General features: G+C 40.1%; 11 protein-coding genes. 7 read left to right on the top strand and 4 right to left on the bottom strand.

Translation table 11 applies throughout. From position 1 onward, the window contains the following. The first annotated feature begins 376 nt into the window (after nucleotides 1-376). Entirely contained in the window at nucleotides 377-892 is a 516-nt protein-coding gene (locus tag PI95_RS30590) for a hypothetical protein (RefSeq protein ID WP_052324623.1), read from the top strand. 2 nt (nucleotides 893-894) lie between these two features. Here the strand turns inward: PI95_RS30590 and PI95_RS30595 are convergent, their stop codons facing one another. After that, nucleotides 895-3,591 carry an MHYT domain-containing protein gene (locus tag PI95_RS30595; RefSeq protein WP_039737204.1) on the bottom strand — a complete coding sequence of 899 codons (2,697 nt, stop codon included), beginning with the start codon at nucleotides 3,589-3,591 and terminating at the stop codon, nucleotides 895-897. A gap of 820 nt (nucleotides 3,592-4,411) precedes the next feature. On the opposite strand from PI95_RS30595, the gene PI95_RS30600 reads away from it, so the two are divergent. The 5 genes from PI95_RS30600 (at nucleotide 4,412) to PI95_RS30620 (ending at nucleotide 8,657) form a co-directional block, all read left to right on the top strand. After that, nucleotides 4,412-5,845 (top strand): serine/threonine-protein kinase, encoded by a 1,434-nt coding sequence (locus tag PI95_RS30600; RefSeq protein WP_052324622.1) that lies wholly within the window; start codon nucleotides 4,412-4,414, stop codon nucleotides 5,843-5,845. 360 nt (nucleotides 5,846-6,205) lie between these two features. Beyond that, a complete protein-coding gene (locus PI95_RS30605; protein WP_039738191.1) occupies nucleotides 6,206-6,655 on the top strand; it encodes an Hsp20/alpha crystallin family protein in 450 nt (149 codons plus the stop codon). A 174-nt stretch (nucleotides 6,656-6,829) separates the two neighbouring features. Next, nucleotides 6,830-7,861, top strand: a complete 1,032-nt coding sequence (locus tag PI95_RS30610) for a glutathione S-transferase family protein (protein ID WP_039737203.1) — start codon at nucleotides 6,830-6,832, stop codon at nucleotides 7,859-7,861. Between the two features lie 113 nt (nucleotides 7,862-7,974). After that, entirely contained in the window at nucleotides 7,975-8,292 is a 318-nt protein-coding gene (locus PI95_RS30615; protein ID WP_039737202.1) for a hypothetical protein, read from the top strand. Further along, nucleotides 8,289-8,657 (top strand): aspartyl protease, encoded by a 369-nt coding sequence (locus PI95_RS30620; RefSeq protein ID WP_039737201.1) that lies wholly within the window; start codon nucleotides 8,289-8,291, stop codon nucleotides 8,655-8,657. The genes PI95_RS30615 and PI95_RS30620 overlap by 4 nt, the downstream gene beginning before the upstream one ends. Nucleotides 8,658-8,845: 188 nt before the next feature. On the opposite strand, the gene PI95_RS30625 is transcribed toward PI95_RS30620, so the two are convergent. The 3 genes from PI95_RS30625 to PI95_RS30635 all read right to left on the bottom strand — a co-directional run bounded on the left by PI95_RS30625 (nucleotide 8,846) and on the right by PI95_RS30635 (nucleotide 15,755). Then, the gene (locus PI95_RS30625; RefSeq protein WP_039737200.1) at nucleotides 8,846-9,937 is read right to left on the bottom strand and encodes a hypothetical protein; all 1,092 of its coding nucleotides are present in this window, start codon (nucleotides 9,935-9,937) and stop codon (nucleotides 8,846-8,848) included. 40 nt (nucleotides 9,938-9,977) lie between these two features. Continuing rightward, on the bottom strand, nucleotides 9,978-12,986 hold the full coding sequence (locus tag PI95_RS30630) for a molecular chaperone (protein WP_373695727.1): 3,009 nt from the start codon (nucleotides 12,984-12,986) through the stop codon (nucleotides 9,978-9,980). 225 nt (nucleotides 12,987-13,211) lie between these two features. Continuing rightward, the gene (locus tag PI95_RS30635) at nucleotides 13,212-15,755 is read right to left on the bottom strand and encodes a dynamin family protein (protein ID WP_039737198.1); all 2,544 of its coding nucleotides are present in this window, start codon (nucleotides 15,753-15,755) and stop codon (nucleotides 13,212-13,214) included. A 347-nt stretch (nucleotides 15,756-16,102) separates the two neighbouring features. On the opposite strand from PI95_RS30635, the gene PI95_RS30640 reads away from it, so the two are divergent. Then, a complete protein-coding gene (locus PI95_RS30640) occupies nucleotides 16,103-17,986 on the top strand; it encodes a cyclase family protein (RefSeq protein WP_039737197.1) in 1,884 nt (627 codons plus the stop codon). Nucleotides 17,987-18,168 lie beyond the last annotated feature (182 nt).

The following is an 18,168-nucleotide window of genomic DNA, read 5'->3' on the forward strand; positions in this document are numbered from 1 at the left end:
CCGGACAAATGTGGACAGCCTTGTATTAAAGATCCTCAACACCCAACCAGTCACTCGGAAGAAGGCTGTCCACATTTGTCTATTTTTAATGAAACCCCTTTCCCCTTTTTTCCTTTACCCTTTGACCCAAATTAAAAAAGCCCCATGCCCTATGCCCTATGCCCTATGCCCTATGCCCTATGCCCTATGCCCAAAAATTTGACTTTTATCTCATTAGAGAGAAGATAAAATTAATTATAAAAGTTAAGTTAATTACAAAGATATTTAACATCAAACCAGTAGAAAACAGCTTTGGTTGTAAATTTTTTTTGTCAATTTTGGTTAATTAAATTAATAGTTTAACAGTTGAAGAAGAAACTTTTGGAGTTTTGTCATCATGAGTAAAGCTGAAGAAACTAAGACTAACACCGGTTCTAAACGGGGATTTGGAGATTTAGGAGTATTGATTGCTTTATCACTGTTAGCAGCAACGTTTCGGGGATGCAATTTTAGTCAACCGGAAACAACTCCGGCTTCCAAGTTGGTTAATACATCGGAAATTACTTATAATCCAGACCAATTTATGTATAGAACTGTGACTATTAGAAGTAAAGCGCTTGATAAAGTCGGTCCAGCTTCTTTCACAGTTAAAGATAAGCAATTATTCGACAGTGAACCGATTGTAGTTGTGAATGCTTCGGGTGTGCCTTTCAATCTACCCGCAGACAGAGATATAGAAGTTCAAGTTACAGGTTCGGTTCGCAGATTAAATATTCCCCAAATTGAGCGCGACTATAATTTGAACTTGCAAGATGAATACTATAAAAAGTATATCAATAAACCTGCGGTTATTGCTCAGGAAATTAAGGTAGTACCGCAGCAAAATCAAATCACTCAAGGTATAAGGCAATAACTTTAGATATCGGTTTTGAATGCATTAACAGAGTCTTCTAATTGCAATGTTACTTGTTGTGTTTGTTGCAAAGAGTTAAACACCATGTAAGATGAATTTGCAGTGTGTTCTGAAGCTGCGGCAAGATGTTGCATCCTGGATGCGATCGCACTCGAACTTTGTGCTTGAGATACGGTTGCATTCTTAATCGACTCCGCTAAATCATCAATTTGGCGAGATACTTCTAAAATCTGCCCCAGGTTATGCTTGGCATCTTTAATTGTATTTGCTTTTTCTAGCACTTCCCTAGTTTCTATTTGTATAGTTTTGACGACTTCGCTAGTTTCCATTTCCATGTTCTCTAGCATTTGTTGAACTTCTTTCGTCGCTTCTGCACATTGGGCTGCTAATTGACCAATTTGTTCTGCCACTATCGTAAAGCCTCGACCTTCTTTGCCGACCCACGCAGTATCAATATTCGCGTTGATGGCTAACAAGTTAGTTTGCAAGGCGATTTGCTTAATCAACGAGACAATGAAGGCTATTTTTTGCGAAGATTCTCCCAGACGCTTCACTTTATTTACTTTTTCTATTACTGTCTGTTGTAAATTAAAGATACTTTCTACAGTATTATCGATTGCGGCTTGGGTTGTTGCTGCTGTATCTGAAGTTTTGTTGGCAATTTCTGATAGTTGGCGGGCATCATCTGCTACTGTTTGAATAAATAAATTGATTTTATTTACTTCTTCTAAGGTGTAATTAATTTCTTCTGCTTGTGTCAAAGCTTGATTCGCCAATTGCTGAATCACACCTGAGTTTTCATTAAGGGAAAGATTTACTTGATAAGTAGCAAGTTTTACTTGATTGACAATCTGCCGCAGGTTATGAATAATCGTATTAAAAACATCAGCTACTACCCCCACTTCACCGGCGAGATTTTCTGCACCCACAGTTAAATCGCCTTTCGATGCTTCTTTAACGTTGATGAGAAGTTCTAAAAGTTGGCTTTGCAAAGCTTGTTGACTAAGCTTTAATTCTTCTTCTGCTTGCTTGCGTCGGGTAATGTCAGTTTGCACCCCAATATAATTGATAACTTGTCCGAATGAATCTCGCACTGGAGAAATCGTTAATTCAGACCAATATGGTGTTTTATCTTTGCGGTAATTCTTAATTACTACCTGGCATTCTAAAGAATTGCGGACTGCATGACGTAATTGTTGAATAGTTGCGGGGTCTGTGTCGGGTCCTTGCAAAAATCGGCAATTGCGTCCAACCGCTTCTTCGGGTGAATAGCCTGTGATGGTTTCAAATGCCGGATTGCAAAAGATAATCGGATTGTCGATCGCTCGCGGGTCGGTGATGATGATAGCATTGCTAGCGGCGGCAATGGCGCGATCGCGAAGCCGCAATACTTTCTGCGACTGCTGATACTCATTTAAAAGACTCGCTTGTTCTAAAGCGATCGCGACTTGAATTGCTAGGTGTCTGACTAAATCAATTTCAAACTTTTGCCAGTGCCGAGGTTGAGAACATTGGTGAACGCATAAGATGCTGATAAGCTGATTGTTAATAATAATCGGTGCAACTAAATTCGCTTTGATTTGAAAGTCTTCTAGAATCTGGCAGTGGCAATTTGTATAACCTGTTTCCTTAATGTTGTCGGTGGCTCGAACTTCACCACTTGCGTACATTGCAATATAATCTTCTCTAAAAGGCTCATGGACTGTTTTGCCGATGGTTTTCAGCCAACCGTCTGCTACCGATTCAGCAACGATGGTGCCACTCCAGTCAGGATAAAAGCGATAAATAACTACGCGGTCTGATTTTAATGCTTGACGAATTTCGTTGACGGTGGTGTAAAGAACATCTTCTGATTTGAGCGATCGCCTAATTTGCAAGGTAATTTCTGTAAATAGTTGCGATCGTCTCGCTTCTGCTTCTTGTTTTTCTAAAAGCTTTACTTGCGCTGTCAATTGCCGATCAACAAATGAAGTCAGCAGCGCGAAACCCAAAATTACAAAGGTGGCGATCGCAATGCTAACAGCTAACCAGGTGATTCCATTCTTCATCGCCCCGGTTGCAATTGCTTTGGGGTTGGTGGGTGTGAAGCGAACTGCCGCCATTCCAGTGTAATGCATCCCGGCGATCGCCAATCCCATAATTAGCGCAGCGAAGATTCTGGCTAACAGTGCAGATGTACTGCTTTGCGTGCGTAGTTGAAAGGCGACAGATAACGCTACAATTGAGGCGCTGATGGCGATCGCGATCGAAACTGCAAACAGTAATGGATTATACGTTGTGTTTGCTTCCATCCGCATTGCGAACATGCCGATGTAGTGCATTGAGGCGATCCCAATACCCATTAGGATACCGCCCATAATCAATTGCCACAAGCTCAAAGTTGGGCGACTCGCCAAAAAAAGCGCTCCAATTGAGGCTATAATCGCTGGTATTATTGACAGCAACACCGTCAATATGTCATATGTCATCGGTATTGGTAGACTGAATGCTAACATGGCGACAAAGTGCATCGACCAAATACCGATGCCCATAACAATTGCCCCACCAATCAACCAAGCGGTTTTTGCCCAAGATGTGGCTGCTGTTACCCGTCCTGCCAAATCCAAAGCAGTATATGCGGCTAGGACGGCGATCGCTATCGAAAGCGATATTATACGCGGGTCGTAGCTGCTACTTATAGCTACATCTGCCGTCAGCATGATTATTAACCTCAATTAAATAATTTTATCAAGTTTTATTTGACTTTTTTTTTGTTTTTGAACTTTTTTTAGGAATCAGCAACCCGGGCTTCCATAATTTTTCTTTTTATTTTATAATGGTTTGTAAAATAAATACACGTCCCAGCTTCATCAAGAGTAGATATTATTTATTAGAGCGATTTGTCAACTAATTTGAACCTTAGGCAAACACAAATATAATTCCAGCAGACAATAACAAGCATATTTCTGCGGTACAAGTTCAGAAAATTTCCCATCAGAGGCATAGATAGCACTTTGTGCAATAATGTTTTGGGAGCCAAATCACTTCAATACGATCTGCCTCGCTACCAGTGCAGAAAGCGGAACTTAAGTTGAGGCAAACATCTTCTTTCCTCTTTTTTTGCCCTAGTCAGGCGTTTCCCCAATTGATATTTGTGTTTCTTGATTTATTTTTGCACAGCCGCTTTTTGCCCAAAATTTCCACAGACAATTTCAGATAAGAGAGTGACTCTTTCATTTTATTATTTTTTTGGAACATTTTCCATGTTGTCAATTAAAAAACAATTATCAGACTTTTGATAGACAAATTAGCTTGCTTTGAATTTCTCTATACTTGAGAAGCGCGAAATGAGTGTTTTCTGATATTTACCTATTGGTATACTATAGTAATTGAAGCAAAAATGTCAGGCTATAAGTTGGATAAATATTGGCAAAAAAAAATCAAGTAAAAATCTAATTCAAACCGAAGTAGAAAGTACAGATTGTATCATTTTAAACAATATTGAATAATTTTAAGCAAACCTTCCTTCAAGAAAAACTAATGACACAAAGATTTTTGAGCGATCGCTATCGGATTATCAGCATACTTGGAACTGGTGGATTTTGTGAAACATTCTTAGCCGAAGATACGCAAATGCCTTCGGGAAGAACTTGTGTAATTAAACAACTCAAACCAGTTGCCAACAACCCTCATATTCACCACTTAGTGCAAAGACGATTTCAAAGAGAAGCTGCCATTTTAGAAGAATTGGGAGGAGTAAGCAAGCAAATTCCCACGCTGTACGCATACTTTCAAGAGGACGATCAATTTTACTTAGTACAAGAATGCGTTAGCGGAGAAACCCTGAGCCAAAAAGTCAAACAAAGCGGGTGTCTGAAAGAAAGCGAGGTACGCTCAATTTTAATCAGTCTGTTAGAAGTGCTGGAATATGTGCACAGCAAAGGCATTATCCATCGCGATATTAAGCCAGACAATATTATTCTGCGCTCCAGCGATAACAAACCAGTTTTAATTGATTTTGGCGCCGTGCGAGAAACGATGGCAACAGTGGTAAATTCCGAAGGTAATATTACCAGTTCCATCGTCGTCGGTACACCAGGGTTTATGCCAAACGAACAAGCTGCCGGACGTCCGGTTTTTGCCAGTGACTTGTATAGTTTGGGACTAACAGCTATATATTTACTGATGGGAAAAATGCCAGAACAATTGGCAACAGACTCCTACACTGGCGAGAATATTTGGGATCGGCAAATTGTCAGTCCAAGTTTGGCAGCAGTATTAGATAAAGCAATTCGGTTTGATGTTAGGGAACGCTTTCCCAGTGCAAAAGCAATGCTGAATGCTTTGCAGAATGCGGCAAATCCCCTTCCACAAAAAGTACCTACTTTTTTCCAACAGCCTTCGGAAAGTATTCCTGTTACTTCCGAGTCTGCGATTCAAAGCAGCAAACAAAACGGTATTTTTATCGGCAGTATTTTAGTTGCAGGTGTAGTAATGGGTGCATCTGTAATTATTGGTCTTTTGCTGACAAATTCTCCTCAACCAGAGGGATATAAACAAGCGACATCTTCGCTATTGACAAAACCACAAGTAGGCGAAGCATCATTACCATCAGCGAATAGAAATTCTCAAATAGCGTCATCGGAATCCGCAATTATTAATAGCGCCAATCTGCCTAATTATTTTCATTTCATCGCAGATTCTACCTTTCCAAATCTGCAAACTGCGGTTGAGCAAATTAAGACTTTACAAGCGGCAGGTTATCGTCAGCCAGGAGTATTTTGGATACCAGATTATCCAAATCTGTCAGATAAACGTTCATTTGTAGTTTATGCAGCCACATTTAGCGATCGCCCCAGTTGCATCAACTTCCTGAAAAATTATGGAAAAATCAATCCGGGAGCGTATTGCGGCTTCGCTAGCAAAGATCCACAGGCACCGTCTGATAAAGTGTATTACCAGGAATTACAGTAAAAATTTACGGCAAACATCTATCTTAAGGAAGAATTGCTTAGATCGCAATTTCAACTCCCCTAACTATTAGTTGGGGGAGAAACATTCGTAGAGACGTTCCGTCCGGTCGTAGAGACGTTCCGTCCGGTCGTAGAGACGTTCCGTCCGGTCGTAGAGACGTTCCAGCGGAACGTCTCTACTGTTTTTTCGCGTTTACCGAACCTGTAATTTTCAGTTTACCGCACCTTTATTAGCCTGATATTTCTATTCGGTAATCATCCTTAATTAAGTGACAAAAACCGAATTTGCCATCTTTTATTTACTAATACTATGAGATTAAAGCAAAGAATTAAATCGTCAATCAAAGAGGCAAAAAGTAATATGTTAGTTCGTTACAACCCCTGGCAAGAACTCAACACCTTAGAACGTCAAATCAACCGCATGTTTGCAGATACAAAAGTACCCTCCGCAGTGTTTGAAAAAGGATTAGTCATTCCTGCTGCTGAGTTGCAAGAAACATTAGATGCGCTTCTTTTGAAGATAGAAGTTCCGGGAATGAACGCGAACGATTTGGATGTGCAAGTCACAGAAAATGCAGTTCACATCAGCGGTGAACGCAAATCAGAAACCAAAACTGATGACAAAGGTCGTACTGTGACCGAGTTTCAATATGGCAAATTCCAGCGCGTAATTCCTTTACCTGCTCGCATTCAAAATACTAATGTTAAGGCAGAATACAAAGATGGTATTTTGAATCTGACACTGCCGAAAACCGAACAAGAAAAGAACAAAGTCGTCAAAGTTAACTTAGAGCAAAATTCTGCTGGTTAATTGATGATACTTTACATTCCTTGCACAGTAGGTTAATTTAACCTAATTTCTGCCCGGTTGCATAGAAGCATCCGGGCTTTTTTCGTAGTAAGCGTTTCAACGCTTAATAAAGATTTAAAGAAAGCACTGAAGTGCTTACTACAATAAAGAAGTAAAATCAGCGCTTTAATAGATATGAAAGACGAAAATTTAAATAAGAAAAAGGGTAAGTCTCTCCCCCCAAAGCTGATTATTAAGCTGGGAAAGTTTGTCTGGACGACTCTTTGGCATATGATGATGTCGAAAATCGCACCGCGCAATAAATCGGGAGAGTATATTCGTCCTAACAGTGAGTTTAGAAGTTATGTTGGCAAAGAAGACGGAAATTTGTACCCACCAGCAACAGGACGCTATCATCTTTATGTTGGCATGAGTTGTCCTTGGGCGCATCGAACTTTGGTAGTGCGATCGCTTAAGGGACTTGAAGATGTAATATCAGTATCTATCGTCTTTCCTTCACCGATTGAAGGGGGTTGGGTGTTCAACCAAGAAGAACAAAATTGTCGCACACTTGCTCAATTATATGAGCTAGCGGCATCAAATTACACCGGACGCTCTACAGTTCCGGTGTTGTGGGATAAAGAAACGAAAACTATCGTTAACAATGAGAGTGCAGAGATTATTGTCATGCTGAACTCTGAATTTAACGACTTTGCCAAAAATCCCACGTTAAATCTTTATCCAGAGGAATTAAAAGAAAAGATTGATTGGTGGAATGAGAAGATTTATCACTCAGTTAACAACGGGGTGTATCGTTGCGGTTTTGCCCAAACTCAAGAAGCTTACAATCAAGTTTGTGATGAATTGTTCGCGACTTTGGATGAAATTGATGCCGCACTTTCAACAAGTCGATATCTTTGCGGTGATAATGTCACATTAGCGGATGTGCGTTTATTTACGACATTATTCCGCTTTGATAGTGCGTATTACGGTTTGTTTAAGTGCAATCGCCGCCGAATTCAAGATTATCATAATTTGGGAGCTTATTTACGTGATATGTATCAGCTTGCGGGTATTGCTGACACCTGCGATGTGGAAAGTGTGAAGCAAGATTATTATGGCAATCTTTTCCCGCTCAATCCTGGTAGCATTATTCCTGCAGGTCCTGATATGTCGTGTCTTTTGCAACCACACAATCGCGGTATGATTAGGGAAATTATGAAATAGCAGTCGGATCTCCGTCCCAAAGAGCGCGATCGCACATTCGAGACTTGTCAGAATTGGTGATGCGATCGCCCAACTATGAAATATGGACAATAAATTTTAATGAGGTCAAAAATATGACACACTCTTCACCCGAAAGAATTGTCAGACGTGGGAGAGTATTTCCGGAAATTCAATGGACAGAAGCACAAAAAGCTCAAGAAAAAGCCAGAAGACAGGCATTTTATGAGCGTTGTTGGCTGATTTTTGAGCGTTTAAAACCAGAAATACTAGATAAATATTATGGTTGGTATATTGCCATTGAACCTGATAGTGGGGATTATTTTATTGATCGGGATAAAGAAGTAGCAAGTAAAATGGCAAGAGAAAAATATCCTAATGTGATTCATCATATTTTTGGCATTAATGAAACCGGAGTTAGTGGCAGAATATGATTGAGGGAAGATTTGGAGAAAATGGACAAATTTATTTGGAAATTGATTTAATTGGTAAGGATGGTATTAGTTTGACTGTAGAAACAATGTTAGATACAGGATTTACTGAATTTTTAGCCATGAACAAACAAGATGTACAAAGTCTTGATTGGGATTTTTTAAATCAAGATAAATTAAGAACTGCTCAAGGAGAAACTGAATTTGATGTTTATAGTGGTAGGGTAATAATAGATGCTCAAGAGTGGGAAATTCCTGTATTTGCTGGAGATGAAATACAGGAAATTTTACTAGGTTCTCGATGGCTGAAATTATTTATCTTAGTTGCTAATTATGGGCAAAATATAGTAAGTTTAGAGTTAATTTAATCAATAGTTTATACATAGAGACTTGCTATAACTCCTGATTCCTTTTTCTTTTACACTTTCTCAAGGATTCTCGAAAGAATAGACTGAATAAGTGGCGATCAAAGCTGTGATTATCCTGAGGATTTTAGCCTACTTGAGTAAGCTCTGAGCTATTAGCCTTAAATTGAAATCTAAGGCGGGTGAGAAAACTACCTCAACGTGCGAAAGATGACGCGACCTAAAGAATCTTCTTGATTGATTCGTGCATACACCCGCAGACAGGTTAACACTTCTCCGGGTGTACCACCGCAATCAAGTTGTAGGTCATCTTTGGAAAAAGCACAGATATCGGCATAAAGTCCGGATAATTGGCGAATTCGCACGTCATAGCCTGCGTTGTTTGCTTTTTCAGCTACTTTTTTCAGGATGCGTCGCGATTCTTGTTGCAGTTTTCCCCACCAAGAGTAGCGTTCGGCTGGAGGAACGAAGATTAGCGAGTGTATTGCTTCGTCGATATCAATCCAAGCACGCAGAGTTAATAAGGGATATGCATTTTCTTCGGCTTTTTGGATGCGTTGAAAGCGATCGCTTAAAGCTTCAATATATTGGTTGCGCTGTTCTGGTTTTGAATGCAAAGATACAACATCAAAGCTAAAAACGCTCTTTAAAGCATGATGTAAATTCGGTTCAATGTCGATAAGTTTTATTAACAAAATCACCATAGATGCAAGTAGATGCATATCACTCGATTGTCCATGAGTAATTTTATAATTTAAAAGTTCTTTTTGAGACAGCTGCAAACCTTGGACATTGACACTACCGCTGAGTCCTGGGTAAATGACTTCATCGCGGATAAAAGGAAGTTGGTATAAATTTGAATTATCCTCAATAGCACCAGCTTCTTGAGCAAGATTCAAAGCATGTTGGCGCCAAGATGTAGCAATATCCTCTGGAATTCTTAACAGCTTTCGTTGAATTTCGTTCCACAAATCTGAGTCAGTCTGGCTTTGAAGTGGCGATCCTAAATATAAAGCTAGCTCTTTATCGGCATCAAATTCATCCCGCAAGCGTGTTAGTTTTAACTCATTTGTGGACGTGATATTATTTAAAGGCGCGACGGTTGAAGGTTGCAAAAGATGAGAAAGTTCTTGCAGCACTTCGTCGCATATTTTCGCTCCTGGATCGTGAGGAAATTCTGCTTGAGCTTTTTTGAGAGAAGCTTCTAGTCCGTATAAGCTAAACCGCAATAATCGGGCTAATTCTGAGTTTTCTACTTCTAAAATTCGGCGTAAGTGCTGCATAACTTCTAACTCCTAACTCCTAACTCCTAACTCCTAACTATTAATGAATGCCACAAAATGGATCGCGTTCTTTATCAACTTCGTTGGGTTGTAATTCTAGTTCAGCGTGAAAAACACATCCTTCTTGTTTGAGACATTCTTCATTTGTCGATGTCCAGTAAGGTACTTCACCGGCGTGCATCCGGAGAATGCCTTTGTCATCAAGTGTGACATGATATTGGCAAGGATAATCTGTTGTGATTTCTGGTTTGCTGAGTGAGCCAATTCTTATCCATTTTTTGCTGTTTGTTTGGGCATCTGTTTGATAAATATAGAAGGTGTGCTGACCGTTTTGGGGAAAGGGAGGTAAGGGTTTACTGATTAAGCCGGTTCCTGTTTCTTGTAGGCGATCGCGAAGCGGACGCTGTTGTGCAGACTGATCGGAATTAGGCTGGGCAACATACGTGCGATCGCGTACATAACGAAATTCTTTAATAGATTTACTATCATCGCTTTCTGCCACAAATACCAAATGATAAGCATCTGGTTGATCGACTGTTGCTGACTCGATAACATTGACAGCAATATCACCATTATTCAGCTTTTTATTAGGACGTTCAATCGCAATATTCCAATTCAATTTACCATCAGAAAATAACTTTGAGCTTTCGGCAGTGGGGAAATGCGCTAATATTGCTATTCCCACATCAATACCAGGAACATCAATTAAATAATGGGGATTTCCTCGACACAGCAAGACGTTAAATTGTAGTGTTTGGTCAATTTCAAATTGAACTTTGATTTTTTTGAGAAATTCTGGTTCTTCTATCTTCAATTTCTCCATCAAACTTTTACCATCAAAGCTACCCCAAAGCCGTAAATCTCCATCTTCATAATCTTGACGATAGATGATGTTGCTTAATTGTATCCCTTGCCAATTAGTGCGAACTTTCGCTACAGATTCCCCATCAGCTAGTTGATAAAGTTCTTGTCCTGCTTTGAATATTGGTAGCAATTCGTTGCTTTGAGTTTTGCGTTTGAAGTTGCAAGGCAAATAATAAAATAAATTTTTGACATCTATTTCTAATTGATTCGCTCCCTTACGCAGCAATTGTTTAGATTCTTCTGGATCGAATCTGAGTCTTCGCAATTTTTCAGCGTAGCAAGCACCGGCAGAGGTAGCTAATTTGGTAAACTCTAAAACAAAAGTAATTCGCTCTGGATTCCAGACAAAATATTGTGATTTACTAAATTCCTGGTAAATTTCTTGCTGCACTAAATCAAGATTGCAAGTTTTACCAGATAGAATTAACCAATCAACTTTTTGTCCGCTACTTAACAAGCGACTTTCCATCAGTCCTTTAGCGATACCAATTGCTTCTTTAATTGCCGTAGTTGCGGTTCTTTCAAATTGTTGACTGTCTAAGGTTACATTAATATTATGAGCATTTTGGATGTTGAATTTAATGCTACTTTGTGTTAATAATTCCGAGATTTGTTGTTCAGAAACGGTGAAAGTTAAAGTAGAACCGTCTGCTGGTGATTGCCCTAATTTCAGTTTTGCAGCTTCTGCAAGTTCCCAAAGCGCGTAAAATGTTTGTAAGCGTTGGGGTGCTTGTTGCCAACGAGTAGGTAACACTTTCTCAGCAGTATCTAAAGCATCTTTGTAAGCTGCGTCACCTTGAGGATTTTCTTTGTCTACACATTTCAAAAGACTGCCGCTTTTAAATTTTCCTTGTTCTAAAAAGCGCTCGTTTAATTCCGAGTTAATTAAATCTTCTAACTTATCGCTTTCTAAAGCACCGAGAGTAACTGCTGTTAGTAAAGAATCAGCGATCGCTACTTTCAAAAGGCGAAACATTCGCAGCGTAATTAACTCACCCCCTAACTGCAAATGTCCAGACGAACCTAACAGTTTCGGAGTAAGTCTATAGTAGCGTCCCCCAAGTCCTCTATCTTCATTATCCGCAAAAAAGGGAGTTTTATCTTCTAAAGTTAATTCAATTAAAGCTAAATCAGTTGTTCCCCCACCAATATCTAAAACAAGCACATTTTGCGACCATTTATTCTTTTCTTGATGACAGCGAGTTTTAAAAGATTCAATTCCAATATTCAAATTACCGCCAAATTCTCGCCACAAAAAAAATATCGCCACAGAAACAGCTTCATCATAAGCTGTTTGCACATCATCAATACCAAGTTGTTCCACAAGTTCCTTAATTTCCTTGCGAATAACTGGTGGGGCAACTGTTGGATAAGTCACAACTGCCGTCAACAAATCCCCTTCCGAAAACTTACGTCGTGCTTTTTGTCGATAATCTTCAGTTAACTCAACAAGATGTCCCCAAGCAGCTTGAATTAACTGATTAACAGTAATCGTACTTTCTTCCCCATCTAAAATAACACCAAAAGACCGCTCTTGACCGAAATATCTTTTAGGTGAATGATGAAACTTGCTAATAATTTCCTTCAAAGAACCGCTAGTTCCTTGAGCGATCGCCTTTTTTCTGTTATCTCTCGCTTCTCTCCCCATCTTCAATTTCAAAGCAGTCAAACTAGAAACTTCCAACTCACTAGGAATCTCCGTATCACGACGGTCAATATCTAACACTACCGGAATAAGATTTTGCGACTCTAAAGTAGGAACGCGAAACACCTCATGATATATTTGGTAAAGTTTTTTGCTGACCGCACGACGAAAGCGATCGCTTGTTCCCAAACACAATTCAATTTGGCGAATCGCTTCTAAAAATCGCTCTTTATTATCACTTTCAAAAACTTCACCTAACTGACTTGATTCTATTTCCAGATTTTTGCTAATTTCCGCAATAAACTTATCCCAATCACTCGCGCTAATATCTGGTAACGCAATTGTAGCCGGAGAACTCAACCATTTACCCAAGCGATCGCGCAAACGTAACTCTTGTTCTCTCGGCAGAACTTCGGCGATAGGAACTTCAATTGGGTCGAATAATGTAACCGTAGAATTTGATGTGCCAAAATCAACCGCAAACCAACCGGGAAATCTTTTTTTTGGCTTCTCAATTTTGTTAACTTGTTCAAAATTCATTGTTAATAATTCGGTAAATTCTTTGACGCTATTATTGTTGGGTTGGAAAAGGTTCATATTTGTAGGGATGGGATTAGGAGAAACGAACCGCAGAGGACGCAGAGAACGCAGAGAAAAGAGAGTAAGATATAATTAACCTAATTTATAAACTAATTCCTCTCTCCTCTTTTCTTCCTCTGTGCCCTCTGCGTCTCTGCGGTTCGTTAAAAAACTATTTTTCACCAATCAAATCGAATTGCTTTCAAAGTTAGCAATATCTAAAAGAATCTGCAACCAAGTAGGAATTTCCGCATTGATTTGCGATTCTTCCGCCGCAATATATCTTAACAACGCTTCCTTTTTAGAAATATTTTGCAAACAAGGAACAATCTGATCCAAAATTCCTTCTAATTCCGCATTAACTTGCTGATTCACTTCACTAACATACTGCACAAGATGTAAACTGGCACTAGCAGTAATTTCATCTCGCAGTCGCAGCACTAAAAGTTGGTGGTTCGCGGTTCTGGGGTTACTTTGGCTTCTTTCTGGTGCCCAATCAAAGATTTGTCCGATGTTGTGTTTATCGTCTTGACGCGCTAGGGGAAACATGTCAGCAGGGACGCTGGTTTTATCTTTGCTACTGACTTCGGAAATTATAGCTTCTTTCCATTGATTGGGATCGCATCCTAAAAGCAGTTTGTAAAATAAATCTGCTTCTTCATCACCAAATTTTTGTTGAATATCTTGTTCTTTTTCGGGATTAAGAATTTCTCGCAAGCGATCGCGTTCTTTGGCTATTTGATTTGATAACTTATTTAATGAGTCTACCACTGCTTGACTCAGGCGATCGCGTGCAAATTCTTCTAGTTCTTTAATTGTCTTTTCAAATGCCGGATAAAAATCATCGCTTTTGGTAGGAAGGGAACTATTAATTTTATTTTTTCTATCAAATAATTTACCCGCCGCGCCTTTTGATTCTGTTAGTGATATCATTCCATTGCTTGCTTTGTTGAAAAGCAAAGTCCACTGACTCCAATTAAGTATTCTATAAGTTAGTTCGTCTTTCACCACATCGCTAACTGTTATTCCTCGTTTGTCTTTGAGTGGTTCTTTACCTAATTCTTTTTGGAATTTTCTGTAGGTTTTATCTAAGGTTTCAACGGCAAAGCGTAAGTCCAGAAAAGATTGACTTTCTGCCATTGGTATGCCTTGCTCCTGAATTTCTGCTAAGATGTTTTTCAACTTATCTTGTTGTTGATGCAAAGCATTAGCAGCTCGACGGGTGTCTTCATAAAGTTGCTTGAAACCGTGAGTAGCTACGTGGGTTTGAATCAATTCTCGCAGTTTGCTAATACCGCCATCTTGAGCAAAGTAACTCAATTGTCTGCCTAGATGACTGCGTGAATCAGATTCTAACAAACGTTCGCTTAAATGTCCCCATTTTTGTTGCAATCGCTTAGACCGATCTAAATAATCAGGATAATCTAAGTTCGCTAAAAACTCTGGTGAACCTGCTTTCACTTTAGTTGAACGTTTGGCTAAATCAGCTAATCCTAAAAGTGGTGATAACAGAAAAATTCGCTCTTTTTGGCTGGTGAATGCTGATGCACCGTCAAGAGTTGTTTGCAAAACTTTGATTTTTTGACAAACCGTGCTTTCTTTTAAAGGATTGTGTTCGTCTAAATTATCAAGTTCTCTTTCGCCACCTTCACTTTCTAAAGGTAGTTGATCGAAGCGTCCTACACCGACTAAAATTAAATCTTTCAGGTCTTGTCCGGGACGTTGCTGCTGCATCATAGTGAAGATTTTGTTAGCGCGATCGCTTCCCGGAGATTTGCCATTTAGCAGCACTAAAATTGTTTGTACTTCTGCCAATTCTCGCAATGATAAAAATGTATCTCTCACCCCCGAATTAGCAGCACCCAATCCGGGAAAATCTAATAAAATAAACTCTGATGTTCCATTCTTTCCGGAAAGATCCCAAATATCTTTTGATATTTTTACCTCAATATTTACGCGACGAATCAACGGAAAGCTATTTTGTAATAACTTTGCTGGCAATCTTTGAGGTGCATTTGGTAATATAATATGCGTTGGCGGTAAATCTTCAAACTTGAGAGTTTGGATTGCCATCGGCTGATCGGCTAGCGTCAGCCCATCGCGAGCGGTGGTAGCATCAATATCGTAGCGTCTGCCAGACATAGCCGCACCATAAGAATTATAAGCGCGAACAAATAATACCAACTCGCGCAACAGATAACGCAACTCCAAGTTTTTACTATTGTTCCACGCTTCTTCACACCAGCTAAGGATATCGTTTTGAGTTTTTAGCTTTTCTTGGGGTATAGAAGACAATCCCGCTGCTATTGTTCTTCGGTTTGCTTCTGCCAGCATGAAGCGCAAGCACTGATTCACCTCCTCGTGAGTCAAATACTCAACAGTAAAATTGCCAACCTGCGTAGTTGCAAAGTCTTCTTGTGGTTTCAGGTGAATGGCGGTAACATTGCCTGTAGTCGGGTTCTCACTAATTGGTAAAGCGTCTGCGTAACCGATTAAACTGCCTAAAAGCAAAGTTTTTCCACTGCTGAATTCACCCATCACACCGATTTTCACACTTGATGTAGCAAGTTCTACAGTTTTCTGTGCCGCTTCCCGCAGGTGAATTAGACACTCATCTAGACTAGCTGGAACCCAATCTTCTTGTTTTGAAGGTTGCTGGGGTACTGAGTCTATCTTCTGGAGAATCGATTCACCGTACTCTTGAAAACGATTCAGTTTTTCTGCTTCCATAGCGTAGTTTTCCACTGACTTAAATAAATAATGAATTTTTCTCACTAAAGATAGGCAGATGCAACGCAGATAGGTGTGTGAGAGTGGGAAGTTACAACTAGCAAAGTAATTTGGGTACGTGGTGCAGATACTTTATTAGCCACAAAACCGGAAAATGTCAATACCTACGAGGCGATTCTGTATTCTATGATAAGGGGAGCGATCGCATTAATCAAATTGTCCCGCTACCATGAAAGCGATCGCTTTAATGGAGAAATGGGAAGAGATAATTTTTATATTATTTGACATGGAGAGAATTTTTCACACCTCGTCCTACACTTTTCTTCTCGGTGAACTAGCAAAAAATTATGGATTGCGATCGCTCTATCCTAGATATTACCAACTCCTTCTTACTTCAGGAAGTTGCGCCCAAAGCTAACGAAATAGACAGCAACCCACAAGCGCTATATCAAGCACTCCAAGGTTTGGGAAAGTTAGGTTTACTAGCGTTACGCGGTGAAAAACAACTTAGTGAAGCGACTTTTGGCGACTTTCAAGAATTAATAGCCAGATATTCCGGTGCTTTAGCTTTTGTGCAAACACAACATCAAAGCGCAGCAGCGATGCTTTCTACTAGCAACAACTCTACATTAAAACAAGCATACCTTAAACGCATGAGCAACGGTGAAGTTTTAATTGGAGTCGGTTTTTCACAATTGCGACGTCAAGGTGAACCCCTAACATTAGCCGTACCTGTAGCTGGAGGATATCAATTAGATGGAATTGTACCTTGGGTAACTGGCTGGAACTTATTTCAACATTTTATCATCGCTGCGACATTACCTGATGGTAGCGCGGTTTTTGGTATCGTCCCTTTTGTGCAGACATCTCAAAAATCGAGAGGGGAAATAACATTTACCGCCCCAGCACAACTAGCAGCAATGACATCAAGCAATACCGTATCTGCCACTTTAACTCGCTGGTTCTTACCTCAAGAGCAGGTAGTTTTTATTAAACCACCTGGATGGATTCACGAAAGCAGTAAAAACAACATTTTGCGGGCTACTTTTTTAGCTACAGGATGCGCTTTTGCAGGTTTAGATATTATTGAGGCAGCTAAAGAGAATAAATCACTACCTTTTATTAACGATGCCTTTGACTCTTTATTACAAGAACTGACTAAGTGTCGCACTGTGATTAGACAAGCGCAACAAAAATCGATAGGAACAGCAGAACGCTTGCAAATGCGAGCTTGGGCAATTGACCTCGCAACGCGAATCGCTCACGCAGCCGTTACCGTTTCCAGCGGAACCGCTAATTATATGCATCATCCAGCACAGCGAGTATATCGTGAAGCATTAGTATTTACGGTAACAGGTCAAACCGCCGCAGTTATGGAAGCAACACTTCAGCGGTTGATGAGGGGACAAGGAGACAAGGAGGACAAGGAGGACAAGGGGGACAAGGAGGATTCTATATTTTCCTTTTCTCCCCCCTCTCCCCCTTCTCCCTTGTCTCCCTTGTCTCCCCCCTCTCCCCATCCCCCCCTCTCCCCCTCTCCCTACTCGCGTGTCATCCATTTAAGTCATACAATTGATACAGACATTCTCCAGTGGCAAGGCGACCCACCTGTAGAATTCGATACTGTAGCGGAACTAGAAAAAGATGGTTATTATCTGCGGCGTTTTTCCTTGGGGGAACACAGCGCTACTCATATCAACGCACCGAAAAGTTTTCACAACTTTGGTGTGGGAATTGACAAATACTCTGCCGAGTCGTTGGTTGTATCCGCAGTAGTTATAGATATCCGTGTTCAAACCGCAGTTAATTTTGATTATGTCCTGACTGTTGCGGATGTTCTCGCTTGGGAAGAAGAATATGGCAAGATTCCCGCAAAAAGTGTAGTAATACTGTATACAGGTTGGCAAGAGAAATGGCGCGATAAAAATGCCTTTTTCAACCAGGATGCTCAAGGAAGTCTGCATTTTCCAGGGTTTGGCAGTGATGCTACCCAGTTTTTACTAAATGAACGTCAAATTGCTGGGGTAGGAATTGATACTCACGGTGTAGATTCTGGGCAAGATACAAGCTTTGCTATTAACCGTTTGGTGTTGGAGAAACCGCGTCTTGTGCTGGAGAATTTAACCAACTTGGATCAACTGCCACCAAGAGGAGCTATGCTGGCGATCGCACCTCTATTATTACAGAATGGTTCTGGTTCTCCCGTCGGCGTGTTGGCTTTAGTGCCCTGATATTCTAAGCTAGGCAATTTCACGCCAATACCTAAGAAAAAACTCTGCTTAGTACAGTTTTCCCTAAAAACAAGCGCGTTTTTAAATGCATTAACAATGCAAGCCGATGCATTAACAATGCAAGCCGATGCATTAACAATGCAAGCCGATGCATTAACAATGCAAGCCGATGCATTAACAAT

Source organism: Hassallia byssoidea VB512170, assembly GCF_000817785.2.
GTDB lineage: Bacteria > Cyanobacteriota > Cyanobacteriia > Cyanobacteriales > Nostocaceae > Hassallia > Hassallia carrinoi.